General features: G+C 72.9%; 24 protein-coding genes. 13 read left to right on the forward strand and 11 right to left on the reverse strand.

Going from position 1 to position 25,394, the window contains the following annotated elements; all coding sequences use genetic code 11:
- The first annotated feature begins 232 nt into the window (after positions 1-232).
- The gene (locus ABT063_RS21415; RefSeq protein ID WP_351058950.1) at positions 233-1,300 is read left to right on the forward strand and encodes an O-antigen ligase family protein; all 1,068 of its coding nucleotides are present in this window, start codon (positions 233-235) and stop codon (positions 1,298-1,300) included.
- Between the two features lie 11 nt (positions 1,301-1,311).
- On the opposite strand, the gene ABT063_RS21420 is transcribed toward ABT063_RS21415, so the two are convergent.
- Both ABT063_RS21420 and ABT063_RS21425 read right to left on the reverse strand, forming a co-directional pair.
- Positions 1,312-1,848: a hypothetical protein gene (locus ABT063_RS21420; protein ID WP_351058951.1), complete on the reverse strand. Its 537-nt coding sequence runs from the start codon at positions 1,846-1,848 to the stop codon at positions 1,312-1,314.
- 140 nt (positions 1,849-1,988) lie between these two features.
- Entirely contained in the window at positions 1,989-2,774 is a 786-nt protein-coding gene (locus ABT063_RS21425; RefSeq protein ID WP_351058952.1) for a glutamate racemase, read from the reverse strand.
- 57 nt (positions 2,775-2,831) lie between these two features.
- On the opposite strand from ABT063_RS21425, the gene ABT063_RS21430 reads away from it, so the two are divergent.
- Complete coding sequence (locus tag ABT063_RS21430) at positions 2,832-4,010, forward strand: glycosyltransferase (RefSeq protein ID WP_351058953.1); 1,179 nt, start codon at positions 2,832-2,834, stop codon at positions 4,008-4,010.
- Between the two features lie 4 nt (positions 4,011-4,014).
- On the opposite strand, the gene ABT063_RS21435 is transcribed toward ABT063_RS21430, so the two are convergent.
- Complete coding sequence (locus ABT063_RS21435; RefSeq protein WP_351058954.1) at positions 4,015-5,235, reverse strand: TerD family protein; 1,221 nt, start codon at positions 5,233-5,235, stop codon at positions 4,015-4,017.
- 299 nt (positions 5,236-5,534) lie between these two features.
- On the opposite strand from ABT063_RS21435, the gene ABT063_RS21440 reads away from it, so the two are divergent.
- From ABT063_RS21440 to ABT063_RS21455, 4 genes are all read left to right on the forward strand, one after another.
- On the forward strand, positions 5,535-5,972 hold the full coding sequence (locus ABT063_RS21440) for a DUF6643 family protein (RefSeq protein ID WP_351058955.1): 438 nt from the start codon (positions 5,535-5,537) through the stop codon (positions 5,970-5,972).
- Positions 5,973-6,015: 43 nt separating this feature from the next.
- Positions 6,016-6,915, forward strand: coding sequence for an MOSC domain-containing protein (locus ABT063_RS21445; protein WP_351058956.1), 900 nt, complete (start codon positions 6,016-6,018; stop codon positions 6,913-6,915).
- Between the two features lie 113 nt (positions 6,916-7,028).
- Positions 7,029-7,634 carry an Rv1733c family protein gene (locus ABT063_RS21450; RefSeq protein ID WP_351058957.1) on the forward strand — a complete coding sequence of 202 codons (606 nt, stop codon included), beginning with the start codon at positions 7,029-7,031 and terminating at the stop codon, positions 7,632-7,634.
- A gap of 153 nt (positions 7,635-7,787) precedes the next feature.
- Positions 7,788-10,226 (forward strand): right-handed parallel beta-helix repeat-containing protein, encoded by a 2,439-nt coding sequence (locus ABT063_RS21455; protein WP_351059050.1) that lies wholly within the window; start codon positions 7,788-7,790, stop codon positions 10,224-10,226.
- On the opposite strand, the gene ABT063_RS21460 is transcribed toward ABT063_RS21455, so the two are convergent.
- Positions 10,196-12,556: an alpha/beta hydrolase family protein gene (locus ABT063_RS21460; protein ID WP_351058958.1), complete on the reverse strand. Its 2,361-nt coding sequence runs from the start codon at positions 12,554-12,556 to the stop codon at positions 10,196-10,198. The two genes, ABT063_RS21455 and ABT063_RS21460, sit on opposite strands and share 31 nt — an antisense overlap.
- Positions 12,557-12,847: 291 nt before the next feature.
- On the opposite strand from ABT063_RS21460, the gene ABT063_RS21465 reads away from it, so the two are divergent.
- Both ABT063_RS21465 and ABT063_RS21470 read left to right on the forward strand, forming a co-directional pair.
- Positions 12,848-13,684 carry a DeoR/GlpR family DNA-binding transcription regulator gene (locus ABT063_RS21465; RefSeq protein ID WP_351058959.1) on the forward strand — a complete coding sequence of 279 codons (837 nt, stop codon included), beginning with the start codon at positions 12,848-12,850 and terminating at the stop codon, positions 13,682-13,684.
- A 57-nt stretch (positions 13,685-13,741) separates the two neighbouring features.
- On the forward strand, positions 13,742-14,215 hold the full coding sequence (locus ABT063_RS21470) for an SRPBCC family protein (protein WP_351058960.1): 474 nt from the start codon (positions 13,742-13,744) through the stop codon (positions 14,213-14,215).
- On the opposite strand, the gene cds1 is transcribed toward ABT063_RS21470, so the two are convergent.
- On the reverse strand, positions 14,216-15,340 hold the full coding sequence (gene cds1 / locus ABT063_RS21475; RefSeq protein WP_351058961.1) for an L-cysteine desulfhydrase Cds1: 1,125 nt from the start codon (positions 15,338-15,340) through the stop codon (positions 14,216-14,218).
- 345 nt (positions 15,341-15,685) lie between these two features.
- Here cds1 and ABT063_RS21480 point away from each other — a divergent pair, with 345 nt between their 5' ends.
- Together ABT063_RS21480 and ABT063_RS21485 are read left to right on the forward strand one after the other, a co-directional pair.
- Positions 15,686-16,009 (forward strand): hypothetical protein, encoded by a 324-nt coding sequence (locus tag ABT063_RS21480; protein ID WP_351058962.1) that lies wholly within the window; start codon positions 15,686-15,688, stop codon positions 16,007-16,009.
- Between the two features lie 260 nt (positions 16,010-16,269).
- Positions 16,270-16,821, forward strand: coding sequence for an ATP-binding protein (locus tag ABT063_RS21485; RefSeq protein ID WP_351058963.1), 552 nt, complete (start codon positions 16,270-16,272; stop codon positions 16,819-16,821).
- Positions 16,822-17,095: 274 nt separating this feature from the next.
- On the opposite strand, the gene ABT063_RS21490 is transcribed toward ABT063_RS21485, so the two are convergent.
- From ABT063_RS21490 to ABT063_RS21500, 3 genes are read right to left on the reverse strand one after another with little or no spacing between them, the layout of a single operon-like run.
- Positions 17,096-19,657, reverse strand: coding sequence for an ABC transporter permease (locus ABT063_RS21490; RefSeq protein ID WP_351058964.1), 2,562 nt, complete (start codon positions 19,655-19,657; stop codon positions 17,096-17,098).
- Entirely contained in the window at positions 19,654-20,412 is a 759-nt protein-coding gene (locus ABT063_RS21495; protein ID WP_351058965.1) for an ABC transporter ATP-binding protein, read from the reverse strand. Before ABT063_RS21495 ends, ABT063_RS21490 begins: the two co-directional genes overlap by 4 nt.
- Positions 20,409-20,699, reverse strand: coding sequence for an SHOCT domain-containing protein (locus tag ABT063_RS21500; RefSeq protein WP_351058966.1), 291 nt, complete (start codon positions 20,697-20,699; stop codon positions 20,409-20,411). Before ABT063_RS21500 ends, ABT063_RS21495 begins: the two co-directional genes overlap by 4 nt.
- A gap of 162 nt (positions 20,700-20,861) precedes the next feature.
- Between ABT063_RS21500 and ABT063_RS21505 the strand changes: the two genes are divergently transcribed.
- The 3 genes from ABT063_RS21505 to ABT063_RS21515 are packed head-to-tail and all read left to right on the forward strand — an operon-like array spanning position 20,862 to position 22,953.
- Complete coding sequence (locus ABT063_RS21505) at positions 20,862-21,449, forward strand: TetR/AcrR family transcriptional regulator (protein WP_351058967.1); 588 nt, start codon at positions 20,862-20,864, stop codon at positions 21,447-21,449.
- 14 nt (positions 21,450-21,463) lie between these two features.
- Positions 21,464-22,048 (forward strand): DUF4865 family protein, encoded by a 585-nt coding sequence (locus ABT063_RS21510; protein ID WP_351058968.1) that lies wholly within the window; start codon positions 21,464-21,466, stop codon positions 22,046-22,048.
- The gene (locus tag ABT063_RS21515; RefSeq protein WP_351058969.1) at positions 22,045-22,953 is read left to right on the forward strand and encodes a phosphotriesterase family protein; all 909 of its coding nucleotides are present in this window, start codon (positions 22,045-22,047) and stop codon (positions 22,951-22,953) included. Before ABT063_RS21510 ends, ABT063_RS21515 begins: the two co-directional genes overlap by 4 nt.
- A 42-nt stretch (positions 22,954-22,995) precedes the next feature.
- On the opposite strand, the gene ABT063_RS21520 is transcribed toward ABT063_RS21515, so the two are convergent.
- Genes ABT063_RS21520 through ABT063_RS21530 form a run of 3 tightly spaced genes read right to left on the reverse strand, consistent with a single transcriptional unit; the run spans position 22,996 to position 25,393 of the window.
- Positions 22,996-23,451 carry an RpiB/LacA/LacB family sugar-phosphate isomerase gene (locus ABT063_RS21520; RefSeq protein WP_351058970.1) on the reverse strand — a complete coding sequence of 152 codons (456 nt, stop codon included), beginning with the start codon at positions 23,449-23,451 and terminating at the stop codon, positions 22,996-22,998.
- A gap of 21 nt (positions 23,452-23,472) precedes the next feature.
- Positions 23,473-24,714 carry an ROK family protein gene (locus ABT063_RS21525; RefSeq protein WP_351058971.1) on the reverse strand — a complete coding sequence of 414 codons (1,242 nt, stop codon included), beginning with the start codon at positions 24,712-24,714 and terminating at the stop codon, positions 23,473-23,475.
- 37 nt (positions 24,715-24,751) lie between these two features.
- Positions 24,752-25,393 carry an alpha-ketoglutarate-dependent dioxygenase AlkB family protein gene (locus ABT063_RS21530; protein ID WP_351058972.1) on the reverse strand — a complete coding sequence of 214 codons (642 nt, stop codon included), beginning with the start codon at positions 25,391-25,393 and terminating at the stop codon, positions 24,752-24,754.
- Between the last annotated feature and the right edge of the window lies 1 nt (position 25,394).

Consider the following 25,394-nt stretch of genomic DNA (forward strand, 5'->3'; position numbering starts at 1 on the left):
ACGGCGGTTGACCTTGGCGCCGACAGCGCGGTCCGCCGGGCCCCGGTCGGCGCTTGCCCCGCCGGACTGGCACAACGTTCCTGCGCAACTCGGTCCAACTCGTCCACAAACCGTCCATCAGCCGTTACGGTGTGCCGGAGTCTTTGTCGTACGGGCCGGTAACGCCCGCGACGACCGGGACCGTCACAGGTCGGGGGCGACCGGTTCGGGGGGCGGGGTGGGTTCCACGGGGATGACGTCTGTGGCCGGTCCGGAGGAGGACGGCGACAGACGAAACGTTTCTGACGCGGCGGGCGTCGTGATCCTCGGGGCGTGTGCCACGTGGTCCCTGATCACGGCGGGCGCGCACGGCGGCCGCCCCGAGGGCGTGCTGCTCGCGGTGCTGGCCGTGGCCGCCGGCTATGCCGCGGGTCGGATCTGCGGAGCGCTCCTCCCGGTCGCCACGCCCTGCGCCGGGGCACTGGCCGGACTGGGCCTGACGGTGGCCATGCCACGCGTCGCACCCGGGCCCGAGATCGTCACGCCGCTCGGACACGCCGGCGCCACGGCCGCCCTGCTGACCCTGTCCGCGGGTGCCGCGTGCTGCGCCGCCTGGTCCGCCGAAGCCCCGGCCCTGCGGCTCGCCCTGCGCGCGTTGGCCGCCGGGATCGCGGTGACCGCGGCCGCCCTCGGCTCGGTAGGCGGTTTCGTCTCCTGTGTCGTGGTACTGCTGTGCTCGCTCGCCGCGGGCCGGATGCGCCAGCGCGGCCCGGGCCTCGCCGGGCTGGCCCTGGCCGCGGCCCTGGTGACCGGCCTGACCTGGGCGGTCGCCGGCAACGCGGTGCCGGACGGGCTCACCGCGTCCGTGGAGGGCCAGCTGACCCAGCACCGGGTGGAGCTGTGGCACGACGCGCTGCACATGGCGCAGCGGGAGGCGGCCCTGGGCGTCGGCCCCGGCCGTTTCGGGGAGCACAGCACGACGGCGACGCAGACACTGGTGTCCGACGGCAAGCCGCATTCGGCGCCGTTGCAGCAGGCGGCCGAGCAGGGAGTCGTCGGCGTGGCCCTGCTGGCGGCGGCCTTCGGCTGGGTGCTGTACGCGCTGTGGCGCACCCGGCGTCCCACGCCGGTCGCCCTGACCGCGGGCGCGGCCCTGACGGCGCTGGCGGCGATCGCCTGCGTCGGCAACGCGCTCAGCTTCACGACGGTGTCGGTGGGCACGGGACTGCTGGCGGGACTGGCCACGGCACACCCCCTCGCCGAGGAGCCGGCGCAGCACGAGACGGACGTACGCCGCCATGGTGACCGCCTGGCTCCGTGACCTCGGTGCGCTCAGCGCGCCGCGCCGGAGCGCAGCCGGGCCCGGATGACGCGTACGGCCGCCTCCGCGTCGTCCACGGTGATGGTGAACGTGTGGCCGTCCCACAGGCGCAGCACCACGCCCTCGCCGCGTCGTACGACGACCGCGGTGCCCTTCTCGGGACGCCAGCGGTAACCCCAGCCGCCCCAGTGGCGCGGGGTGACGTGCGGGTCGACCTCGGCGCCGGCGACGTGCGACAGCGGGATGCGGCGGCGCGGCAGGCCCATGTGGCCGCAGCGCACTTCCAGGCACTCCTTGTCGACCTTGAGGGCCACGTGCACGAACGCGAGGGTGCCGAAGAGGACGAGCAGCCCGGCCGCGATGCAGCCGACCACCGCCATCACCAGCGGGGCGATGCCGGACGTCCACGGCGAGTCGACGGCCAGCTCGATGCCGAGGGCCAGGCAGGCGGCGCCGACGAGCGCCAGCAGCCACTGGAACCGGTTCGAGGCTCGGCCGGTCCAGACGTCGGGGTGGTGGGTGTTCTCGCCGTGGGGATGGTCCCTCATGCCTATGAGACTACTCAGGTTTCGCTGCGCGGGTAGCTCGTCGCGGAGGGTGACTGAGCCGGGCGGAGGCACAGTGGACGCGAGACGTCCGCATTATCCGCATCCGTCAGGTGTGCGCCAGACCGAGAAGTGCCTCTCGGTCACCGGGCGGGGATGACCGCCTGGAGGAGCCTGCCCTCCTCATAGGCCAGGGCGGGCTCGGGCAGGGTGCCCTCGCGTCCGCTCAGCAGCACGGTCAGGGTCCCGTCGGCGGTGGCCCGGGGAGCGGGCTGCTCGCCGAGCCGGCGCAGCGCCTGAGCGGCGACCGCGCCCGCCGAGCCGTGCAGGACGAGCGGCGGGAAGCCGGGGCGCTGCACCGCGGTGCGGATGCGGTCGGAGACGAGTTCGTAGTGGGTGCAGCCAAGGACCACGGTCGTCACCTCGTCGGGGGTCAGCGCCGCCGCGGCGGCGACGGCGGCCTCGATGGACGTCTCGTCCGCGTGCTCCACCGCCTCGGCGAGCCCGTAGCAGGGCACCTCGGTGACCGCCACTCCGTCGGCGAACTCCTCGATGAGACCGCGCTGGTAGGGGCTGCCCGTGGTGGCGGGCGTCGCCCAGATCGCGACGGGCCCGCCGCCGGCCGCGGCCGGCTTGATCGCCGGGACCGTGCCGATGACCGGGATGCCGGGTTCGAGGCGGGCGCGCAGGGTGGGCAGGGCGTGCACAGTGGCGGTGTTGCAGCCGATGATCAGGGCGTCGGGCCGGTGCGCGGCGGCGGCCTCGGCGACGGCCAGGGCCCGCCGGGTGAGGTCCTCGGGGGTCCTGGGGCCCCAGGGCATGCCGTCGGGGTCCAGGGAGAGTACGAGATCGGCGTCGGGGCGCAGACGCCGTACCGCGGCTGTGGCCGCCAGCAGACCGATTCCGGAGTCCATGAGCGCGATCTTCACCCGGTCACGATAGACGATGGGCCCTTGGAGACGGGCCCGGTGGGGCAGACTGCGCGCGTGAGCGCCATCGTGTGGACTGCCGCCGGATCACTCGTCGCCTGGCTGTGGCTGCTGCTCGGCCAGGGCTTCTTCTGGCGCACGGACGTCGGACTGCCGCCACGGCGGGAACCGGACGACTGGCCTGCCGTCTGCGTCGTCGTACCGGCACGCGACGAGGCCGCGGTGCTGTCGGCGAGCCTGCCGTCGCTGCTCGCCCAGGACTATCCGGGACGGGCGGAGGTCTTCCTCGTCGACGACGGCAGTTCGGACGGCACCGGGGAGCTCGCGCGGGAACTGGCACGGCGGCACGGCGGGCTGGCGCTGACGGTGTCCACGCCCGGCGAGCCGCCCGCGGGCTGGACGGGAAAGCTCTGGGCGGTGCGCCACGGCATCGGCCTGGCACGCGCGCATGGCCCCGAATATCTGCTGCTGACCGACGCCGACATCGCCCATGCGCCGGACAGTCTGCGGCAGTTGGTCGCGGCGGCGCGCACGGGAGGCTTCGACGTCGTCTCCCAGATGGCCCGGCTGCGGGTGGAGAGCATGTGGGAGCGGCTCGTCGTACCCGCCTTCGTGTACTTCTTCGCGCAGCTCTATCCGTTCCGCCGGATCGGCCGGAGGACGGCGCGCACGGCGGCCGCGGCGGGCGGCTGTGTGCTGCTGCGCACCGAGGCGGCCGAGCGGGCGCGGATCCCGGACGTCATCCGGCAGGCCGTCATCGACGACGTGGCGCTCGCGCGGGCGGTCAAGGGCGGGGGCGGCCACATCTGGCTGGGGCTGGCGGAGCGGGTGGACAGTGTGCGCCCGTATCCGCGACTGCACGACCTGTGGCGGATGGTGTCGCGCAGCGCGTACGCGCAGTTGCGGCACAACCCTGTGCTGCTGGCCGCCACGGTGGCCGGGCTCGCGTTGGTCTACCTGGTGCCACCGGTGGCCGTGCTCGTGGGTGCGGCCGTGGGGAGTACGGCGGCCGCGGTCGTCGGTGGTCTCGCGTGGCTGGTGATGACGGGGACGTACGTCCCGATGCTCCGCTACTACCGCCAGCCCCCGTGGCTCGCTCCCCTGCTGCCGTTCACCGCTTTCCTGTACCTCCTCATGACGGTCGATTCCGCCGTGCTGCACTACAGGGGACGCGGTGCGGCCTGGAAGGGCCGTACCTACGCGCGTCCGGACGCCGTCGTCGGGGACGAGACCTGAGGGTTCACTTCCGGCCGGGGGTCCAGTTCATGCCCCACCCGTACGCGTGGTCCACGGTCCTCTGAGGGCTCACGCCCCGTTCGGGCACCAGGTAGCGGGCCTCGCGCTGGACGACCAGGTCGCTGCCGGTGTGGATGATCAGGGCGAGCGCGCAGACCGTGGAGGGGACGGTGCACTCGTCGAGGGAGAAGTCGATCGGGGCGCCGTACTGCGGCCGGAGAGTGACCGTGGCGTGCAGGTCGGCGAAGGAACGCGCCCCTTCGTAGATGGTCACGAAGACGAGGATGCGGCGGAAGGCCTGCCTGTGGTCGAGGTTGACGGTGAGGTTCTCGCCGCTCTCGACGGCGCCCGTGCGGTCGTCGCCGTCGAGGTGGATGTACGGGGGCCGGTGCAGGGCGCCGAAGGCGTTGCCGAGGGACTGGACGACTCCCTTGCTGCCATCGGTGAGTTCGTACAGGGCGCACAGGTCGAGGTCGAGGTCCGCGTGCGTGGCCACGGAGCGGCCCCTCTTGCCGGCCCACCCGGAGAACTGCTTGCGCACCTGCCAGTTGAGGTTCACCCGCATGGCGCCCGAGGTGCCGCCCTGCTTGGTCAGCGAGACGGACGGGGCCGCCTTGGTGAGCGTCACCTTGGTCAGCCGCACCGGCGCCGAGGCGGGCGGCGGGGGCGCGACCGGCGCCGGGGCGGTCACGGGGGCGGCCTGCTGCGGCTCGTCCACGGTGATCCCGAAGTCGGTGGCGAGGCCCTCCAGCCCGCTGCCGTAGCCCTGGCCCACGGCACGGAACTTCCAGGCGCCCTGACGGCGATAGAACTCGCCGAGCACGAAAGCGGTTTCGACGGTGGCTCCCGCGCTGTCGAAACGGGCGGCCACCGTGCCCTGGGAAGCGTCCCTGACCTCGATGTAGAGGTCCGGCACGGCCGCGAACGTACCGCCGTCCGCGGAGGCGGCGAGTACGACGGTCTCTACGGCCGGCTCCACGCGCGCGAGGTCGACGACGAGGGTGTCGGTCACCCTGCCGCCCTCCTCCCGTTTGCCCTCGTGCCGGACAGCACCGGAGGAGTGCGCGGGCTGGTTGTAGAAGACGAAGTCGGCGTCGGAACGGACCTTTCCGCCCACCAGCAGCAGCGCCGACGCGTCCACGTCGGGCACGCCCGGTCCGGAACGCCGGCCCAATTCGACGCGCAGTGCCGTCGTCGGCACCGGAACATTCGATCCTTTCGGCATTGACATGTCCGCCCCCATCACGACTCACGGCGCCAGGCCGCACCCCGGCAGTCCCGTCCGATTGTCTGAACTCTCAACATAATCCCCGAGTCGACGAAGTCCCATGAAGTGCGCGGGAACACCGGCGGTCAACCACCGGTAACCTGCCGAGAACTCGGCCTTTACATGAAAAACGCCCTGCCCGCCGCCCCTTTTTGCCGAGTTCGCTCGCATTGGGGATCCCGCGTCACTGCCGACACGAAAAACAACCCTCTTATCGGTCTCCCCAACCAGCACATCGTGGGCTTAACTTATGTGCCATGACCTCCCCCCGCTCCACTTATGGCGGCGGCTACTACTCCGCCTCCTTCCCGGACACTCCGATCTACGACTCACTCGTGGCCGAGCGGGGCGCCCCGCAGATCGCCCCGATCCGGGTCCCCGCCGCATACGACACGCCGGGCAGCCACCTGCCCGCGCTGCCGTCGGCACTGCCCGCCCTGCCGGCGGGCCCGTCCCAGCCCTCGTACGGCTATCCGCAGGCCCAGCAGCCCGCCCCGTTGCAGCAGGCGCCCGCTGCGTACATCCCGCAACAGGCCGCCGCGCCGCGTGGTTACCCCGGTGCGCAACCGCAGCAGCCCCGGCCTGCCGGCCCCGGCATGGGCACGGGCTACGAGGCGATGCGCCCCGCGGCTCCCCGGCCCCCGCAGGCTCCGTACCAGGAGCCCTACAACAACCAGCAGTACCGCGGGTACTGATTTCATCCCCAGGGCTGTCGGTGCCGCCTGGCACGATGACCGCATGGGGAACCCGCAACTGCAGTCCATTCACGTCCATCCGGTCAAGGCGTTCCGGGACCTGGCGCCCCGGCAGGCCGTCGTGGAGCCCTGGGGGCTGACCGGAGACCGGCGCTGGGTGCTGATCGACGACGGGGGAAAGGTCGTCACACAACGCGAGCACCCGCGCCTCGCTCTTGCCGCCGCCGAGCTCCTGCCCGGCGGCGGTGTTCGGCTGTCCGCGCCCGGAATGGACCCGTTGACGGTGCCCGTGCCGCGGCCGGCGGGCACCGTGCCGGTGAACGTCTTCCGCGACAAGGTCGAAGGCGTTCCGGCCGAGGGCGACGCCGCGCACGCCTGGTGCAGTGCGTATCTGGGCGTCGGCACACGCCTGGTCCACATGGACGACCCGGCCACGCGTCGGTCCGTCGACCCGGAGTTCGCGCTGCCGGGCGAGACCGTCTCGTTCGCCGACGGCTACCCGCTGCTGCTCACCACGGCGTCCTCGCTCGACGCCCTCAACTCCCTGATCGCCCAGGGCGGTCACGCGCAGGAGGGCCCCCTGCCCATGAACCGTTTCCGGCCGAACGTGGTGGTGGCGGGCACCGCCGCCTGGGCCGAGGACGACTGGTCGCGCGTGGCCATCGGCGAGGTCACCTTCCGCGTCGCCAAGATGTGCGGTCGGTGCGTGGTGACCACCACCGACCAGGGCACCGCCAAGCGCGGCAAGGAACCCCTGCACACCCTCGGACGGCATCGCCGCATCGGCGGCAAGCTCGTCTTCGGACAGAACCTGGTGCCCGAGTCCGGCGGCACGATCCGGGTCGGTGATCCGGTCACCGTCCTGGACTTGCTCGAACAGGACGGTCCGCCCGCTCGGGGGCCTGGGAATCCGCCCCGGGGGCCCGGGCGTTGGGTTCCGTGAGAAGTTCATGAGAGGACCCGGTCACAGGTGATTTCGCTCTCTCTTTGACCGGGCCCGCGCGTGAAGAACGGCTCCGCCGGGGGTTATCACGGAGCGGGAAGGGGTGCGGGACGGTGCGAGCGATCAGCGGACTCTGGCGCTGGCGGCACAACCCGTTGCGCCGCACGACCGATCTGGTCGAGGCCTGGGTGGCCCTGGTGGCCCTGCTGCTGATCCTGGTCGTCGGGCCCGTGAGCGGCGCGCTCGTCGGCGGCGTCGCCCAGGACGCCCTGCAGCGCTCCGTCCGGGAGCAGCGCGAGTCCCGTCACCTGGTGACGGCCACCGTGGTCCGCGAGCTGGACCGCTCCCCGCTGGACGCCGACCCCGAGACCGCCACCGGCCGGGACCTGCGCAGCCGGGTGCTCGCCGACTGGACCGCCCCGGACGGCACCGCGCACCACGGCACGCTCATCGCGAGCCTTCAGAAACCGTACCCCGGCGACCACTTCACGATATGGACGGACCAGCACGGGCGCATGGTGGCCCGGCCACTGGACTCCGCCACGGCGGCGACCCATGCCGTCCTCGCCGGCTTCGGCGCGGCCCTGCTGACCGCGGGCCTCGTCGAGGGCGGCAGAAGGCTGATGGTGTGGCGCATGGTCCGCCGCCGGTACGCCCGTTGGGACCAGGCCTGGGACCGGGCGGGTCCGGACTGGGGCAGGACCGGCACCGGCAGCTGACGGCCTTCCGGCTCTGGTCAACCCACCGCCTGCGCGCACGCTACGGTGGACCGGCCGAACTCTTCGGATCAACCCGCGCGCGAGGGAGTCGCAAAGGCGCGCCCCGAAGGCAAGCGAACCATGAGAACCACGAGGTGGGGGCACAGCAACGCCATGGCACAGGGCACGGTCCAGGTGACGCACACCGGCACATCGAGGTGGCGGCGCCGCACGGGTGAGTACGCATCGCTCGCCGCCGCCCTGGAGGCCGCGGCCGACGGCGACGTCCTCACCGTAGCCCCCGGCACCTACCGGGAGAACCTCGTCGTCCAGCGGGCGGTGACCCTGCGCGGCCCCGAGGGCTCCCCCGGCTCCGTGCGGATCGCGCCCCTGGACGGGGTGCCACTGACCGTGTGCGCCTCGGCGGTGGTCCAGGACCTGCATGTGGAGGGCCAGGACGCGGCCGCGCCCGCCCTGCTCGTCGAGGAGGGCACACCGGAGCTCACGGACATCCGGATCGTCACGCGGTCGGCGGCCGGGATCGAGGTGCGCGGCGGCGCGCGGCCGACCGTCCGGCGCTGCACCGTCGACAACCCGGCCGGCATCGGCATCGCCGTACTCGACGGCGGGGGCGGCGTGTTCGAGGACTGCGAGATCGTCGCGGCCGGGCAGGCGGGCGTCGCGGTGCGCGGGGGCGCGCACCCCCGGCTGGAGCGCTGCCGGGTGCACCACGCCTCGGGCGTGGGCCTGTCGGCGACCGGCGAGAACTCCGCACTGGAGGCGGTGGGTTGCGAGGTCTACGAGGTCCGGGGCAGCGGCGTCCAGGTCACCGGCCGGGCCACCGCCCACCTCACCGACTGCGATGTGCACCGCACCACCGCCGACGGCGTCACGCTCGACACGGACGCGGTGCTGACGCTGGCCGACTGCCGTATCCACGACATCCCGGAGAACGCGGTCGACCTGCGCTCCCGTTCGGTCCTCACCCTGACCCGGACGACGGTGCGTCAGTTCGGCCGCAACGGCCTGTCGGTGTGGGATCCGGGCACACGCGTGGACGCCAACCAGTGCGAGATCTTCGACAGCACGGGCGACTACCCGGCCGTCTGGGTCAGCGACGGCGCCACGGCCGTACTGGACTCCTGCCGGGTGCACGACGTGCCGGACGCCCTGTTCGTCCTCGACCGCGGCTCACGCGCGGACGTCGTCGACAGCGACCTGTCGCAGGTGCGCAACACGGCCGTGTCGGTGAGCGACGGCGCCACCGCGCAGCTGGACGACTGCCGGATCCGGGACGCGGCGACGGGCGCCTGGTTCCGCGACCACGGCAGCGGCGGCACCCTGAACAACTGCACCGTGGACGCCACGCAGACCGGCGTGATCGTCACCAAGGGCGCCGACCCGACGATAGAGCGCTGCACGGTCGACTCCCCCGCCGAAGCGGGCTTCTACGTCTCGGCGGGCGGCCGGGGCAGCTTCCTCAACTGCCGGGTGACGGGCAGCGGCGGCTACGGCTTCCATGTGATCGACGGCTGCCGCACGACGCTGAAGAAGTGCCGCACGGAGCGGTGCGCGCGGGGCGGGTACGAGTTCGCGGACGGCGGCCCGGACGCGGCGTCCGGGACGGGCCCCGTGGTCGAGGACTGCACGAGCGACGAGAGCGCGGGCGTGCGGCAGCCGACCGCGACGGAGACCGCCGTGCAGACGGTGAGCCGCTCCCCGGGCCTGCTCGGCTCGATTCCCGGGCAGCGCAGCACCGAGCAGGAACCGCTGATCATGCCCGCGGAGCCGGAGAAACCGGCGCGGACCTCGAAGTCCGTGCTCGGTGAACTGGACGCGCTGGTGGGCCTGGACAGCGTCAAGCGCGAGGTGCGGGCGCTCACCGACATGATCGAGGTGGGCCGGCGCCGGCAGCAGGCGGGCCTGAAGGCGGCCTCGGTCAAGCGCCACCTGGTCTTCACGGGCTCCCCCGGTACCGGCAAGACCACGGTCGCCCGTCTCTACGGCGAGATCCTCGCCTCCCTCGGCGTGCTGGAGAAGGGCCATCTCGTCGAGGTGTCCCGCGTCGACCTGGTCGGCGAGCACATCGGTTCGACCGCGATCCGCACCCAGGAGGCCTTCGACCGAGCGCGGGGCGGTGTGCTGTTCATCGACGAGGCGTACGCGCTGTCGCCGGAGGACTCGGGCCGTGACTTCGGCAAGGAGGCCATCGACACGCTGGTGAAGCTGATGGAGGATCACCGGGACGCGGTCGTGGTGATCGTCGCGGGCTACACGGCCGAGATGGAACGGTTCCTGTCCGTGAACCCGGGTGTGGCGTCCCGCTTCTCCCGGACCATCACCTTCAGCGACTACGGACCCGAGGAACTGCTGCGGATCGTCGAGCAGCAGGCCGAGGAGCACGAGTACCGGCTGGCGCCGGGCGCGACGGAGGCGCTGCTGAAGTACTTCACGGAGATCCCCAAGGGAGCGGCGTTCGGCAACGGCCGCACCGCCCGGCAGACCTTCGAGGCGATGGTGGAGCGGCACGCGAGCCGTGTCGCCCAGGTCGACGACCCGAGCACCGACGACCTGACACTGCTCTACGCGGAGGACCTGCCGGAGCTGTCCTGAGCCCCTTCTCCGGGCCGCGGCGCCGGGACCTCCGACCGCAGCCGGGTCAGCAGCCGTTGCCGTTCCTCGGCGAAGGCCGGGTCCGCTTGGTAGTCGGAGTGGCCGAGGACGGGAGCCGGCAGGGGATGCTGATCGGTACGGCCGTACGCCAGCGGGTCCTTGAGCGACTCCCGGTCCACCTCGGGGCCGCAGTCGCCGGACAGGCGGACGGGGCCGCCGATGGGGTCGGTACGCCGGTGCAGGTTGCGCCAGCAGTCGACGTCGTGGTGCAGGGCGCTGAGCGCGGCCGGTCCGAAGTGGGCGGGGAACCAGCGGCCGTAGAGGCGCTCCAGCGGTGAGCCGTAGGTCAGCAGGGCGACGCGTTTGCGGACGGACGGTTTCAGCTGCCAGGCCGCCGCGGCGGCGAGCACGCTGCCCTGCGAGTGCCCGGAGATCACCAGGCGGCCGCCGGTCGCGGCGGTCCAGGTCGCCATCCGCCAGGTCAGATCGGGCACCGCGCGCTCGGCGTAGCAGGGCGGGGCGAACGGGTGGGCGGCGCGCGGCCAGAAGGTGCCGACATCCCACAGGATGCCGATGGTGCGCCGGGCCGAGGGGTCCTTGTAGGCGCGCCGGCCCCAGGTGACGAAGAGTATGAAGCCGAGTCCGATGAGCCAGGAGCCCAGCGCCTCGGCGGTCTCGGCGGCGCCCTCGACGAACGCGAACGACCCGTCAGCGGCCTGACCGGGTGTCTTGTCGCTGATCATCGCGCCAACCAGGGCCGCGGCGCCCAGCAGCAGGGTCGTGGCGGAGGTGACCGCGACGATGCGGGGCGCCCGGTCGGTGAGGGTGGCCATCGCGCGGGTGCGCGCGATGCGGCGGGTGCGGGTGGTGTCCTTCGGCTCGCCGGGGTAGTCGCGTTCCACCGCGCCCATCTCGGCCCGGCGCAGCACCCAGGCACGCCGGCCCAGCCAGCCGCACAGCACCAGCAGCACGACGAGCAGCGGCGGGATCACGGACGCCTGCCAGGTCAGCAGGACCGGTGGGCCGGGGATGTTCGTGCCGGTGCCGTCCAGCCAGTCGGCGACGCGCTGGGACACGCCGCCGGACATCACCCCGCCGAGCGCGCAGGCCAGCATGGCGACGGCGGGCCCGCCCAGTCCGCGCATCGCGGCGCGTGGATCGGGATGGGCGCGGTGCAGCACGTGGGCGACCGCTCCGAGGACGATCACCAGCAGCCCCTGGGCCAGGGCGATCGTGCCGAAGGTCGTGTCGCCCGGCAGCCGGCCGGCCGACTCCCACCCCGGGCGCTCCCAGCCAGCGTAGACCGCGGTGAGGACCAGCAGGACGAGGGCGGCGAGCGGCAGCTGTCGTACGAGGCGGGCGTCGAGCTCCCGGTCGAGGCGGTTCTCGCTGCGGCCCCGGCGGCAGACCACCGCCACCACGGCCACGGCGGCGGCGACGAGCGCCGCTTCCAGCAGGCGGCCCAGCACGTCGAGCAGCGCGGGCCCGCCGGGGCGGTGGTCGAACCGTGCGGCCGACGTGCCGACCGCCGCGGCGACCGTCAGCAGTCCGGCGGCGGTGTGGGCGGCACGCAGCCGGGCCACCAGACGGCGGCCGTACCAGAAGCCGGGTCGGCCGAGGGCGGTGCGGCCGGTCTCCTCGTCGGCCTCGGGGGTGCGGGTCATGGGCTGCTGGGACTCGTACGCGCTCCAGGTGCGGTGGGAGAGGTACCACAGCAGGCCCGTGAGCGCGGCCGGGACCAGCGCGGCGAGGGCGAGGCGGCGGCCGGGCCTGCTCCACCAGCCGTCGTCCGAGACGGCTGGTGACAGGAAGCCGAGCCAGGAGTGCCGCTCGGTGCACGCGTACGTGCCCGCGCACTGCCACGCCGCGAGGTCGAGGGCGACCTCACAGGCGGCGGCGACCAGCAGCACGGTCAGGGTCAGTGCCGTGAGCCGCACCAGCAGCCCGTACAGGCGCACCGTCCGTTTGCGGCCCCGCGCGGTGGGGCGCATCCAGTGCGCGAGGTTGACGACCATGAACGGCAGCAGCAACAGCCACAGCGCGCGGGTGCCGTTGCCGGAGGTGAGGTTGCACCAGACGTACGCCTCGGGCACCGGACGGCCGCGGTAGTCCTCCGGTCTGCTCTCCGCGTCGGCGTCCTCGGCGCGGCGGAAGACGGCCGCCGTGTCGTCGCCGGTGACACGCACCGTGCGCGGATCGTCGAGCATCTTCTCGGGCGTGGTGCCGCCGACTCCGTGGACCAGGAGCTCCAGGGCGGTTCCGGCTTCCTCGGGCCGCGCGGCGGAGTCGTCCGCCGTACCGGTCGAGACACGTTCCTGCGCACGTTCCACTGTTTCGCACTTCCCCCGTGACGCGCCGTCGGCATCTGTCCGTGCGGGCACAAGGATCTCCGCTAGTCGCGTTCCGCACACCCCTCGTCGCGGAATTTCCCCGATCCGTGTGACTGCCGTGACTCGAATGTGGCCTTCGTGACATGCGCGCGTCGGGACAGTCGGTGCCGCGACCCGCCCCGGCCCGTGCAAGGATGGGACGTCCGCGCACCGGAGACGGGCAGAATCTCCTCGTCGGAGTGGGTGCGCGGGGCGTGTCGGACGGCTTGAGGCGAAAGGACCGGAGCGTACGTGAGCGAGAATCAGAACCTCCTCGCGGAGCAGCGGCGCGCCCTGATCCTGGACGAGGTCCGGCGCCGCGGCGGCGTCCGCGTCAACGAGCTCACTCGCAAGCTCGGCGTGTCGGACATGACCGTACGGCGCGACCTCGACGCGCTCGCCCGGCAGGGCGTGCTGGAGAAGGTGCACGGCGGCGCTGTCCCGGTGGTCGAGGCGAGCACGCACGAGCCGGGCTTCGAGGCCAAGTCGGGTCTGGAGCTGACCGCCAAGGAGGACATCGCGCGGGCCGCGGCGGAGCTGGTCGCGCCGGGCAGCGCGATCGCGCTGTCGGGCGGTACGACGACGTACGCGCTGGCGCACCAGCTGATCGACGTACCGGACCTGACCGTCGTCACCAACTCGGTGCGGGTGGCCGACGTCTTCCACGCGGCGCAGCGCACCTCCGGCCCCCGGCAGGGCGCGGCCACGGTGGTGCTGACGGGCGGGGTACGCACACCGTCCGACTCGCTGGTGGGGCCGGTGGCCGACCAGGCGATCGCGGCGCTCCACTTCGACGTGCTGTTCCTCGGGGTCCACGGGATATCGGTCGAGGCCGGTCTGTCGACGCCGAACCTCGCGGAGGCCGAGACCAACCGGCGGCTGGTGCAGTCGGCGCGGCGGGTCGTGGTGGTCGCCGACCACACCAAGTGGGGGACGGTGGGTCTGAGTTCGTTCGCGGCGCTGGAACAGGTGGACACCCTGGTGACGGACGCCGGGCTGCCGACCGAGGCGCGTGCGGAGGTCGCGGAGCATCTGCGGCGGCTGGTGGTGGCGGGTGAGCCCGATGAGGCGGTACAGACAGGTGACTGACCGTCAGCTAAGGTGACGCTGCCCGGTCAACCGCACGCCTCCCAGGAGGTTTTCTCCATGGCTCGCCGTCTGCGTCCGGTGGGGATCGAGTTCGTCGAGACCGCGCCCGTACGGCTGGTCTTCGCGCGGGAGATCTCCGCGTCTCCCGAGGCGGTCTTCCGCGCGCTCGCCGAGGACGTGCCCGGCTGGACCGAGTGGTTCGGGGCGGTGACACTGGCCCGGCCCTTGGCGGACGGCGCCCGACGCGAGATCCGGCTCAAGGGCGGGACGCGGTTCCAGGAGACGATCCTCGCCGCCAAGGAACCCGAGGTGTACGCCTATCGCGTCGACCTGACCAACGCGCCGGGCGCCCGCGCGCTGGCCGAGGAGTGGCGGCTCGCCCCGGCCGGCACCGGCACGCGGGTGCGGTGGACGTTCGCCGCGGACGGGACGGCGCCGTTCCGTCTCGCGCTGCCCCTGGCCAGGGCGGGATTCGGACGGGCCTTCCGGGACGCTGTCACCTCATTGGACCGGCGGCTGGCCACCCACTAGTCAGTCCGGCCAGACGCCCGTCTCCAGCAGGGAGGCGATCGCCGCCGTGTACGGCGTGATGTCCAGGCCCTGTTCGGCGAGCCAGGTGTCCGAGTAGTACTTGTCCAGGTAGCGGTCGCCCGGATCGCACAGCAGCGTCACCACGCTCCCCTGCCGCCCCTCGGCCACCATTTCGGCGACGATCTTCAGCGCGCTCCACAGCCCGGTGCCCGTGGACCCGCCCGCCTTGCGGCCGATGGCGTGCTCCAGGGCCCGTACGGCGGCGACGCTGGCCGCGTCCGGGACCTTCATCATCCGGTCGATCGCGCCGGGCACGAAGCTCGGCTCCATGCGGGGGCGGCCGATGCCCTCGATGCGCGAGCCGCAGTCGTAGGTCACGTCCGGATCGCCGGTGGTCCAGCCCTCGAAGAAACACGAGTTCTCCGGATCGGCGACACAGATGCGGGTGTCGTGCTGCGTGTAGTGGACGTAGCGGGCGAGGGTCGCGGAGGTGCCGCCGGTGCCGGCCGTGGCGACGATCCACGCGGGCTCCGGGAACCGCTCGAGGCGCAGCTGCCGGAAGATCGACTCGGCGATGTTGTTGTTGCCGCGCCAGTCCGTGGCTCGTTCGGCGTAGGTGAACTGGTCCATGTAGTGGCCGCCCGTGTCCGCCGCGAGGCGTGCCGACTCCTCGTACATCGTGCGGGGGTCGTCGACGTAGTGGCACTGCCCGTCATGGAACTCGATCAGGCGGATCTTCTCGGCGCTCGTCGTGCGCGGCATGACGGCGATGAAGGGCACGCCGATCAGCTTGGCGAAGTACGCCTCGGACACGGCCGTCGAGCCGCTGGAGGCCTCGATCACCGGGCGGCCGGGCCGGATCCAGCCATTGCACAGGCCGTAGAGGAACAGCGAGCGGGCGAGCCGGTGCTTGAGGCTGCCGGTGGGGTGGGTCGACTCGTCCTTCAGGTACAGGTCGATGCCCCATTTCTCCGGCAGCGGGAAGCGGAGCAGGTGTGTGTCGGCCGAGCGGTTGGCGTCGGCCTGGACCTTGCGGACGGCTTCTTTCAGCCAGCCGCGGTAGAGGACGTCGGTGTGGTCGACGTCGAGGGTTTCGCCGGTCCGGGTCTTTGGGGGTGTGCTCACGGCGGGGCTCCTCAGGGCTGCGCGCCACGGCGGGTCGCGCGGCCGACACACCGATCATAGACTTCTCCCGCACGCTTCTCACCTGCATAAACACACCTTTGAGCACCCCAAAGGCACCCCTGGGGACAGACAGGCGCACAGGTGTGGGGGCGCATTCGCGCGAGTGCTCCGGGTGCCCTCGGCGAGGCGGTCATGCGTACTGGTGCTCGACGCCGGTGGCGGGCAGACTGCCCGACGGGGCAAAGGTCCCGAGCGGGGGCGCACACTGGATCACGACACGAACGGGACATCGGCCACGCGAGAGAGCGGGCCGGCACACCGACGCACACAAGGGGGCGGGAGGGCATGGCGGAGCCGGAGTTCACGGCCACGGGCGTGCGGATCGGGAAGCGACTGCGCTCGCTGACCCGGGCGGGGCAGGTCCGGATCAGCGGCGGCAGGCTCGAACTGCTCACCAGTTACGGCAGCGAGATCGACAGCGCGCCGGTGCAGGCGGTGCGCGCCTCCAAGCCCTGGTTCGCCCCCGACGACCGGGCGCTCGCGGACCTCAACGGCAAGCGGTACCTGCTGACTCTGGGCGACCACGACCCCGCTCCGGGCGAGCCGGGGCCGCCCGCGGCACGCCGGTTCATCGAGGCCGTACGCAGGGCCGCGGGGCGTAGCGGCTGAACCGCCGCACTGTGCGGTCGGCTCCGCCGGCTGCGTCGGCGCTCGTCCCGTCGGCTGTATCTGCGGTCGCCACGCCGACCGCGAGTTGCGGGAGCGCATCCCCTGAGCCACGCTGGTCTCACGTCACTCTGGGTTTACCGGCGATAACGCTGCGAACCAGCCGCCGGCCACGACAGCAGGCGGCCGTGTCACGCAGGCACTCTGCTGGATCGATCCGAACTCCGTGTTCTTCCGGACCTCTACGTCGGGGAGTCGCAGCCGTGATCAGTCACCCAAGCAGGCACTGCGCAGTGGAGCTCCAAGCCCTGCCGTCGCGGATCGGCCAGGTCCGCAGAATCGTATCGGCGCAGTTGCGCTACTGGCACCTGGATCCCCTCATAGACCGGGCCGCGCTCGGTGTGACAGAGCTGTTGACCAACGTCCACCGGCATGCCCAGCCCGACAAGACGTGCACCGTGGAGATCGAGCTGCTGCTCGACCGACTCATGGTCTCGGTGCGCGACCACGACCCGCGTCTGCCGGTCGTGACGGACCTCAAGGACACCAAGGACGCCGACGCGCTCGCCACGTGCGGGCGCGGGCTCGCCATGGTCGCCGCGGTCAGCGAGAGCTGGGGCGTGCGGCCGGACGGCGAGTCCGGCAAGGTCGTGTGGTTCACCCTGCCGACTCCCTCGTCCACCCGGGCGGGTGCGGCGCGTCCGCTGCGGCGCGCGGTCACGGAGAAGCCCGCGCACCGGTTCGCGAAGGTCGAGCACGCGGTCGACCTGCGCAGGCCCGAACGCGCTCCCGCCCGGTCCGCCGTTGTCGGCTGACCGGGCGGTGACCTACCTTCTTTTGGCTCGGTCGCCTGCGGGGCGCTCCGTGCCGGTGTCGAGAGCCCGACCGTGCTCGGCCCTTCGGGGCTCCGCGCGCTCGGGCTCTCGACACCGGCGCGCCCCTTCGGCTCTCTCACGGCCGACGCGTGGGGACGGTGGGCCTTGGTGGGCCCTTGAGCCTCGAACAGACCGGGCGCCCGGCTCACGGCGTCTGGCACGCACGCTCGCCACATGCTGATGGGACTCCCATTCTGTGCGGAGCTCTTACGCGTTACTCGGTGGCGATGGCCCGCAGCACGTCCAGGCGTGCCGCGCGCCGGGCCGGGCGCAGGCCCGCGAGGGCTCCTGCCGCGAGGCCCACCAGCACCACCACCGCGAGTTGCAGGGGCGGCATCGCGAAGGCGAACGCGCTGTCGCTCGCGCCGTCGGAGGCCTTCACCAGCACCCAGCCGAGGAAGGCGCCGAGGGCGAGCCCCCCGACCGTGCCGAAGGCGGCGACCAGGACGGACTCCCAGCGGACCATGGACCGCAGTTGGGACCGGGTCTGGCCGACGGCCCTGAGCAGGCCCAGTTCGCGGGTGCGCTCGTGGATCGCCAGCGTCAGGGTGTTGGCGATGCCGAGGAGCGCGATGAGCACCGCGAGGGCGAGCAGGGCGTAGACGAGCGTGAGCATCATGTCGATGCCGCCGGCCGAGGACTGCGCGTACTCGTCGCGGGTCTGCACTTCGGGGTTGCCGTACTGAGCGGCCGCCTTCTCCACCGCCGCCTTGCCCGCGTCCGTGCTCACGCCGTCCCTGAAGGAGACGGCGACGAGGGTGTCGGCGTCCTGGGTACGGTGCGGGGCCCAGGCGGCGCGCGTGATGACGTACTCGCCCGCGAGTTCGGACTGGCCGTAGACCGCGCGGACGGTGAAGGTCTCCTTCTTGCCGTCGGTGAAGGTGAGTTGCGCCTTGTCGCCGGTCTTCAGGCCCTGCTTGTCGGCCTCCTTCTCGGTGACGGCGATGCCGTCGGTGCCGAGAGCGTCCAGGGAGCCCTGGACCTTGCCGAGGTCGAAGGTGCGCTCGAGTGCGAGCGGGTCGGTGACGGTCAGCGCCCGTCCCCTGCCGTCGACCTCGGCGACGCCGCGGCCGAGCCCGACGGCCGTGTCCACCTCGGGCAGTTGCTGGACCGCTCCGGCGAGCCGGGGGCTCAGGCCGCTGCCGCCCGCGCCGAACGACGGGGTGCTCACCGCGACGTCGCCCGCGAAGGACCGCGACACGGTCTGGTCCATGGTCGCCTTCAGCGAGGCGCCGAACACCGTGAACAGCGAGACCACGGCCACGCCGATCATCAGTGCACTGGCGGTCGCGGCCGTCCGCTTGGGACTGCGCAGGGCGTTGCGCCGGGCGAGGCCGCCGGTGACGCCGCGCAGCCTGTCGAGCGGGCCGCCGAGGACACGTACGGCCGAAGTGGAGGCGACCGGGCCCAGGACCACGAAGGAGGCCAGGGCCAGGACCGCGCCCGTTCCGGCCGGCCAGATGGACGGTGACACCAGGACACCGGTGAGGGTCACGGCGATCGCGAGGGCGGCGAGGCCCAGGCCCGTGACGGCGCGGACCCGGGAGGCCCCGGACTGGTCGACCGCCGTCTCGCGCAGTGCGGCCAGGGGTGCGGTGCGGCCGGCGCGTACGGCGGGCAGCAGCGCGGAACCGAGGCAGACCACGATGCCGACCGCGAGCGGCAGGGCCATGGACAGGGCGCTGATCATCAAGGCGCCGTCGGGGAACGGGAATCCGATGGCCGGGAAGAGTGCCTGCAGTCCGGCCGCGATGCCGACGCCGCCCGCCAGGCCCGCGGCCGACGCGATCACGGCCACGGCGCTCGCCTCGACGAGGGTGGTGACGGTGACCTGCCGACGCGAGGCGCCTAGCGCCCGCAACAGGGCGTTCTCCCGGGTGCGTTGGGCCACGACGATCGCGAAGGTGTTGTGGATGGAGAAGGTCGCGACCAGCAGGGCGACGCCGGAGAACACAAGGAGGAAGGTCGTGAAGAGGGACAGGAACTGGCTGGAGATCATGTCCGTGTTCTCCTCGGCCGCCTCCTGACCGGTGATGGCCTCGACTCCCTCGGGCAGGACGGGAGTCAGCCGGTCGACCAGCTCACGCTCACTCACCCCGGGCCCGGCGCGCACCTGGATGCTCGCCGCCTCCCCTGGCCGGGCCGTGAGGTACTTCTCGGCGTCGGCCCGGGTCATGCCGGTGAAGGTCACCTGGGCCATGCCGTCCTCGCCGCCGAAGGTCGCGAGGCCGACGATCGTCACCCTGACCGGGTCGGGCGTACGCAGGGTCGTCGTGTCGCCGATCTTCAGGTCGCCCCGCTCGGCGGTGCCGCGGTTGACGACGACCTCGCCGGACTTCTCCGGGGCGCGGCCTTCGGCGAGCCGGTACGGGTTGAGTTCCGGATCGGTGATCCAGTTGCCGGCGAGGGTGGGCGGGCCCTGGCCACCGATGGGCTTGCCGTTCGCGCCGACGAGCTGGCCCGCGCCCTCGATGTTGGGCGCGGCGGCCGCGACGCCCGGGACCTGCTCGACGGCGTTCACCAGGTCCGTGTCGACCGGCCGGCGCACCCCTTGGCTCTCCCCCGGGGTGGTGATGGCGTCCGCGCTGCGGACGACGGCGTCGGTACCGCTGGTCGCGTTGCCGAACATGGTGTCGAAGCTGGCGCGCAGCGTGTCGCCCATGACGAGCGTCCCGGCGAGGAAGGCGACGCCGAGGAACACCGCGAGGAATGTCCCGGCGAAGCGTCGCTTGTGGGCGCGCAGGGAGGACGCGCTCAGGCGTACGGAGGCGTTCATGAGGGCACCTCGAAGGCTTTCAGGCGGTCCAGGACCTTGTCGGCGCTCGGGGACTCCATTCGGTCGACCAGGCGTCCGTCCGCGAGGAAGACGACCTCGTCGGCGTGGGCGGCGGCGACCGGGTCGTGGGTGACCATGACGACCGTGCGGGCGGTCCGGCGTACGGCGCGGCCGAGCAGCCCGAGGACCTCCTCGCCGGAGCGGGAGTCGAGGTTGCCGGTCGGCTCGTCGGCGAAGACGACGTCCGGCCGGCCGGCGAACGCCCGGGCCACGGCGACGCGTTGCTGCTGGCCGCCGGAGAGCTCGGAGGGCCGGTGGTGGAGCCGGTCGCGCAGGCCGACGACGTCGATCAGCGCCTCGATCCACTGTGGGTCGCCCTCGGTGCCCGCGAGGTCGAGCGGCAGCCGGATGTTCTCCGCGACGGTCAGCGTCGGCACCAGGTTGAACGCCTGGAACACGAAGCCGACGCGGTCGCGGCGCAGGAGGGTGAGGCGGCGGTCGTCGAGGGAGCCCAGTTCGGTGTCGGCGATGTACGCGGTGCCCGAGGTGAGGGTGTCGAGGCCGGCCGCGCAGTGCATCAGGGTGGACTTGCCGGAGCCCGAGGGCCCCATGATCGCGGTGAAGCGTCCGGCCGGAAAGTCGACGCTCACCCCGTCCAGGGCCCTCACGGCGGTGTCGCCGCCGCCGTACACCTTCACGGCGTCGACGACCCGGGCGGCCGGCAGCGTGCTGGTGGTGGCGGTCGTCGCGGTCATGCCGCACCGCCCTTGGCCGCGGGGCCGAACTGCTCGTCCAGGACGGACAGCCGGCGCCAGTACTCGTCCTCGTCGATCTCGCCGGAGGCGAAGCGGCGGCCGAGCACGGCGATCGGCGAGTCGCCGGACGGGCGGGGGTCGGCCGTGGCGCGCCACGGTCCGCGTCGGCCGCGCCGGACGGTGCGGCGCAGGACGGTGACGACGCCGACCACGACGGCCGCCCAGATCAGCGGGAAGAACAGGATCCACGGGCCGGGGCCGCCGTCCCAGTGCGCCAGGGTCTGCATCTCGGGTCATCTCCTAGGTGGGTCTTCCGGTGATGCCTCGAGACTCCCGCCGAGGAGGGGCCCGGGTCGTCGTACGGCCAGCGGCAGTGGGCGTACCTCCTGGGGAGTACGCAGGCTCGTTGGGGCTGCTCCTCCAAGGGATCGACCTCTGTACCTACCAGTATGTACAGTGTTCGCATGAGCACCTCCGAGCGACTGATCGAGTCCACCCGTGAGCTGCTGTGGGAGCGCGGCTACGTGGGCACCAGCCCCAAGGCCATCCTGGAGCGCGCGGGCGCCGGACAGGGCAGCATGTACCACCACTTCAAGGGGAAGCCGGACCTCGCCCTGGCCGCGATCCGGCGGACGGCCGAGGAGTTGCGGGCTACCGCCGAGGGAGTACTCGGGGGACCGGGGACGCCGTACGAGCGGATCGAGGCCTATCTGCGGCGTGAGCGGGACGTGCTGCGCGGCTGCCCGATCGGCCGGCTGACGATGGATCCGGACGTCATCGCGGACGACGAGTTGCGCGCACCCGTCGACGAGACGCTGGACTGGATCCGCGAACGGCTCGCCGGGATCGTCGAGGAGGGCAAGGAGGAGGGCCAGTTCGCGCCCTCACTGGACGGCGAGGAGATCGCCGCGGCGGTCCTGTCCACCGTCCAGGGCGGCTACGTGCTCGCCCGCGCGTCCGGTTCACCCGCCGCGTTCGACGTGGGCGTCCGGGGGCTGCTCTCGCTGCTCGCCGCGCAGAAGACCCCGACCTCGTAGAGGAGTTCACGCCCGTGCACGCCATGCAGTACGAGCTCACCCTGCCCGCCGACTACGACATGGACATCATCCGCGGCCGCGTCTCCCGCGTCGGGCATCTGCTCGACGACTGGGAGGGGCTCGGCTGCAAGGCGTACCTGATGCGCGAGCGTGGCACGTACGGCTCGCCGGTGAACCAGTACGCGCCGTTCTATCTGTGGGACACCGTGGAGGGCATGAACTCCTTCCTCTGGGGAGGCGGTTTTCAGGGCCTCAGCGACGACTTCGGGCGGCCCTCGGTCCGGCAGTGGACGGGGATGGCGTACGAGGAGGGCGCCGCCGCCGGCTCTCGCGCGCGGGTGGCGGTGCGGCGCCGGCAACCCGTGCCGGACGGCGTGGAGTTGGCGGCGTTCGTGGAGGACGCCGTGGGCGAGACCGGGCGGCTGGCCGGGGAGGACGGGGCGGTGCTCGCGGCGACCGCGGTGGACACCGGTCGCTGGGAGTTGGTCCACTTCTCGCTCTGGGAGGACGAGACGCCCAAGGCGGACGGCGACGTGTTCGAGGTGCTGCATCTGTCGGCGCCGGGGCGGGACCGGCTGTCACGGGGCCGGCAGTGGTGAGCACGGTCCGTACGGTGCTCGGGGACGTGCTCCCCTCCCACCTCGGGGTGTGCGACGCGCACGACCACCTGTTCTTCGGCAGTCCCCAGCTGCCCGGCCAGGAGCTGCACAGCGTCTTGGCGGCCCGCGCCGAGCTGGCAGCGTTCCGTGCGCTCGGCGGCGGCAGCGTGGTGCAGTGGACGCCGTACGGGCTGGGGCGGCGGGCCGCCGATCTGCCGCCGCTGTCCCGGCAGACCGGGGTGCACGTCGTCGCCGCGACCGGACTGCACCAGGCCGTGCACTACGACGACGACACGCTCGCCAGGCTGCGCGGCAGGCTCGCCGAGGTCTTCGTCGCCGAACTGACCGAGGGCATCGGTACGTCGGGGGTCCGCGCGGGCCTGATCAAGGTCGCGGGCGGTTTCCACGCCCTCGACGCGCACGCCCGCTGGACCATGGCCGCGGCGGCCGAGGCCCACCACGCCACGGGAGCGCCCATCGCCGTCCACCTGGAGCTGGGCACCGGTGCCCTGGACGTACTGGAGCTGCTGTGCGGGGAGTTGGGCGTGCCGCCGCGGCGGGTGATCCTGGGCCATCTCAACCGCTTCCCCGACGTCGAGATACACCGCCGGGCCGCGGAGACGGGCTGTCATCTCGCCTTCGACGGGCCGTCCCGCGCCCACCACGCCACGGACTGGCGCATGCCGGACGCCGTACGGGCGCTCGCCGACGCGGGCCACGGCGACCGTCTGCTGCTCGGCGGCGACACCACGACCGCGGCGGCCCGCTCGGTGGACGGCGGCCCGGGAATGCCGTACCTGCTGCGCGGGGTGCGGCCGCGGCTCGCCCTTGCCGTGGGCGAGGAGCTGGTGCGGCGCATCCTGACGGAGAATCCGGGGCGGGCGTTCGCCGTGGAGTGGCAGTGACGTTTTCCAGGGTGGGGTGGCACTGACCTTTCGGGAGGGGGCCTAGGAAGCGCCCCGGCCGACGTCGAGCCGTCCCACGCGGGCCACGTTCTCCCGGTCCTCCGCATCCTCGCTGGCCTCGGCGGCGAACCAGGCGTCGAGAATCTCCTTGAGGAGTGGTTCGGACGTCAGCCGGAGGCTGAGGGCGAGCACGTTGGCGTCGTTCCAGCGGCGGGCGCCGTCCGCGGTGTAGGCGTCCGTGCACAGGGCCGCCCGCACGCCGGGCACCTTGTTCGCGGCGATCGAGGCGCCGGTGCCGGTCCAGCAGCACACGACCGCCTGGTCGGCCGTCCCGGCGGCGACCTCTCGGGCGGCCGCCTCCGAGCAGGCGGCCCACTGGGGGTCGTCGCCGGGAGCGAGCGCTCCGTGGGCCACTACCTCGTGGCCGCGCTCGCGCAGCTGGGTGACGAGGAAGCGCGCCACGGGTTCGTCCATGTCGGAGGAAACGGAGATCCGCATGTCCCGAGACTACGTCGTGGCTCAGACTCCCAGCGCGCCGAGCGGATCGTCCAGCACCGGCTGCCACGCCAGTTCCGCCGCGCCGACCAGGCTGTTGTGGTCCAGGGTGCACGCCAGGATGGGGACGCCGCCGCTCTGCCCCCACAGGCTGCGGTCGGCGACGACCGCGCGCAGGCGGTCCGGGTCGGCGTCGAGCAGGGCGCGGTGCAGGCCGCCGAGGATGATGCGGTCCGGGTTGAGGATGTTCACCAGGCCGGCCAGGCCCAGGCCCAGGCGGTCGATCAGGGCTTCGGTGGCGGTGCGGACGGCCGGGTCGGCAAAGTGGTCGCGGATCAGGTCGTTGGCCTGCTGGAGCAGGGAGACCTCGGGGCCCGTTTCGCGTCCCGCGGCGGTGAGGAAGGCCAGCGGGTCGGCCTCGACGTCTAGGCAGCCACGGCTGCCGCAGTGGCAGGGGCGGCCCTCGGGGTTGACGGTGAGGTGGCCGACCTCGAGCGCCAGGCCGGAACTGCCGGTGTGCAGGCGCCCGTCAAGGACCAGTGCGCCGCCCACGCCCCGGTGTCCGGTGGCCACGCACAGCAGGTCCCGGGCGCCACGGCCCGCGCCGTGCCGATGCTCGGCGAGCGCGGCGAGGTTGACGTCGTTGCCCGCGAACGCCGGTCCGGTGATCCCGGCCGCGCGCACGCACTCCGCGAAGATGCGGCGCACGGGCGCGCCGACGGGCCACGCCAGGTGCAGGGGGTTGAGCGCGAGTCCGTCCGGTTCGGCGACCGCGGACGGTACGGCGAGTCCCGCGCCCACACAGCGCCGCCCGGTCGTGCGCAGCAGTTCGGCTCCGGCCTCCACCACCGATCCCAGGACCTTCGCGGGGTCGGCGTCGACGGTCTCACAGCCGGGTGCGGTGGCGACGATCCGGCCGCCCAGACCGACCAGGGCCGCCCGGAACCCGTCGGCGTGCACCTGTGCGGCGAGGACGACGGGTCCGTCCTCGGCGACCGCGAGCCGGTGGGAGGGCCTTCCCTGCGAGCCGGCCCCCGCGCCGGGCCGGGCGTCGACCCGGATCAGCCCGAGCGCCTCCAGCTCGGCGGCGACCGCACCGGCGGTGGCCCGCGTCACGCCGAGTTCGGCGGTGAGCACGGCGCGGGTCGGCGCGCGACCGGTGTGCACGAGCTCCAACGCGGGCCCGAGCGCGCCGCGCCCCCGGTCCAGCCGCGTCCTCGAGGTGGTCCCTTCCCCCGCCGTCCGGGGGTCCGCCTTCCCGCTCATGAGGGCGAGTCTGCCATGATCCGCAGGCCCCGGCGTCCTACCGGCCGCTGACCCTGAGCGTGATGTTCAGCCGCCCGGTCAGCCCCAACTCCGGCGGCGCGGTGCCCGCGTGGACCCGGGGCACGCCGTGGTAGGAGAGCCGGGACGGGCCGCCGAACACGAACAGGTCGCCGCTGCGCAGCTCGACGTCCGTGTAGGGGCGGGTCCGGGTCTCGGTGTTGCCGAAGCGGAAGACGCAGGTGTCACCGAGGCTCAGGGACACCACCGGCGCGTCCGACTTCTCGTCGCTGTCGCGGTGCATGCCCATGCGGGCGTCGCCGTCGTAGAAGTTGATCAGGGCGATGTCGTACGGAGCGGCTTCCGCCCCAAGCGCGTCCCTCACCGCGCGCCGGCCCAGCTCGCCCAGCCACTCCGGGAACGGCTTCACCGGAGTGCCGTCGCCGTCGACGACCGTGCGGGCATAGGCGTACGGATACCAGTGCCAGCCCAGACACACCTGGCGGGCGGTCATCGTGCCGCCGCCGGGTGTGCGGACCGTCCGCAGCCCGGCCGGCGGGCGGGACCAGGCGCGGCAGGCCTCCACCAGCTCGCGCTGCCGGTCGGCGTCCAGCCAGTCCGGTACGTGCACCGCGCCCGGCGCGATCTCCGTACGGGGCCTGGGGAACAGCTCGGCGTCCATA

Source organism: Streptomyces sp. NPDC002838 (assembly GCF_040295365.1).
Lineage (GTDB): Bacteria > Actinomycetota > Actinomycetes > Streptomycetales > Streptomycetaceae > Streptomyces.

Bases quoted from the DNA above. Each gene is read 5' to 3' on its own strand.
- ABT063_RS21480 (WP_351058962.1), top strand. From the start codon at position 15,686: ATGGCGGAGCCGGAGTTCACGGCCACGGGCGTGCGGATCGGGAAGCGA.
- ABT063_RS21520 (WP_351058970.1), bottom strand. From the start codon at position 23,451: ATGCGGATCTCCGTTTCCTCCGACATGGACGAACCCGTGGCGCGCTTC.
- ABT063_RS21435 (WP_351058954.1), bottom strand. From the start codon at position 5,235: ATGCCGAAAGGATCGAATGTTCCGGTGCCGACGACGGCACTGCGCGTC.
- ABT063_RS21490 (WP_351058964.1), bottom strand. From the start codon at position 19,657: ATGAACGCCTCCGTACGCCTGAGCGCGTCCTCCCTGCGCGCCCACAAG.
- ABT063_RS21470 (WP_351058960.1), top strand. From the start codon at position 13,742: ATGGCTCGCCGTCTGCGTCCGGTGGGGATCGAGTTCGTCGAGACCGCG.
- ABT063_RS21445 (WP_351058956.1), top strand. From the start codon at position 6,016: ATGGGGAACCCGCAACTGCAGTCCATTCACGTCCATCCGGTCAAGGCG.
- ABT063_RS21420 (WP_351058951.1), bottom strand. From the start codon at position 1,848: ATGAGGGACCATCCCCACGGCGAGAACACCCACCACCCCGACGTCTGG.
- ABT063_RS21440 (WP_351058955.1), top strand. From the start codon at position 5,535: ATGACCTCCCCCCGCTCCACTTATGGCGGCGGCTACTACTCCGCCTCC.
- ABT063_RS21500 (WP_351058966.1), bottom strand. From the start codon at position 20,699: ATGCAGACCCTGGCGCACTGGGACGGCGGCCCCGGCCCGTGGATCCTG.
- ABT063_RS21505 (WP_351058967.1), top strand. From the start codon at position 20,862: ATGTACAGTGTTCGCATGAGCACCTCCGAGCGACTGATCGAGTCCACC.
- ABT063_RS21415 (WP_351058950.1), top strand. From the start codon at position 233: ATGACGTCTGTGGCCGGTCCGGAGGAGGACGGCGACAGACGAAACGTT.
- ABT063_RS21455 (WP_351059050.1), top strand. From the start codon at position 7,788: ATGGCACAGGGCACGGTCCAGGTGACGCACACCGGCACATCGAGGTGG.
- ABT063_RS21530 (WP_351058972.1), bottom strand. From the start codon at position 25,393: ATGGACGCCGAGCTGTTCCCCAGGCCCCGTACGGAGATCGCGCCGGGC.
- ABT063_RS21525 (WP_351058971.1), bottom strand. From the start codon at position 24,714: ATGAGCGGGAAGGCGGACCCCCGGACGGCGGGGGAAGGGACCACCTCG.
- ABT063_RS21495 (WP_351058965.1), bottom strand. From the start codon at position 20,412: ATGACCGCGACGACCGCCACCACCAGCACGCTGCCGGCCGCCCGGGTC.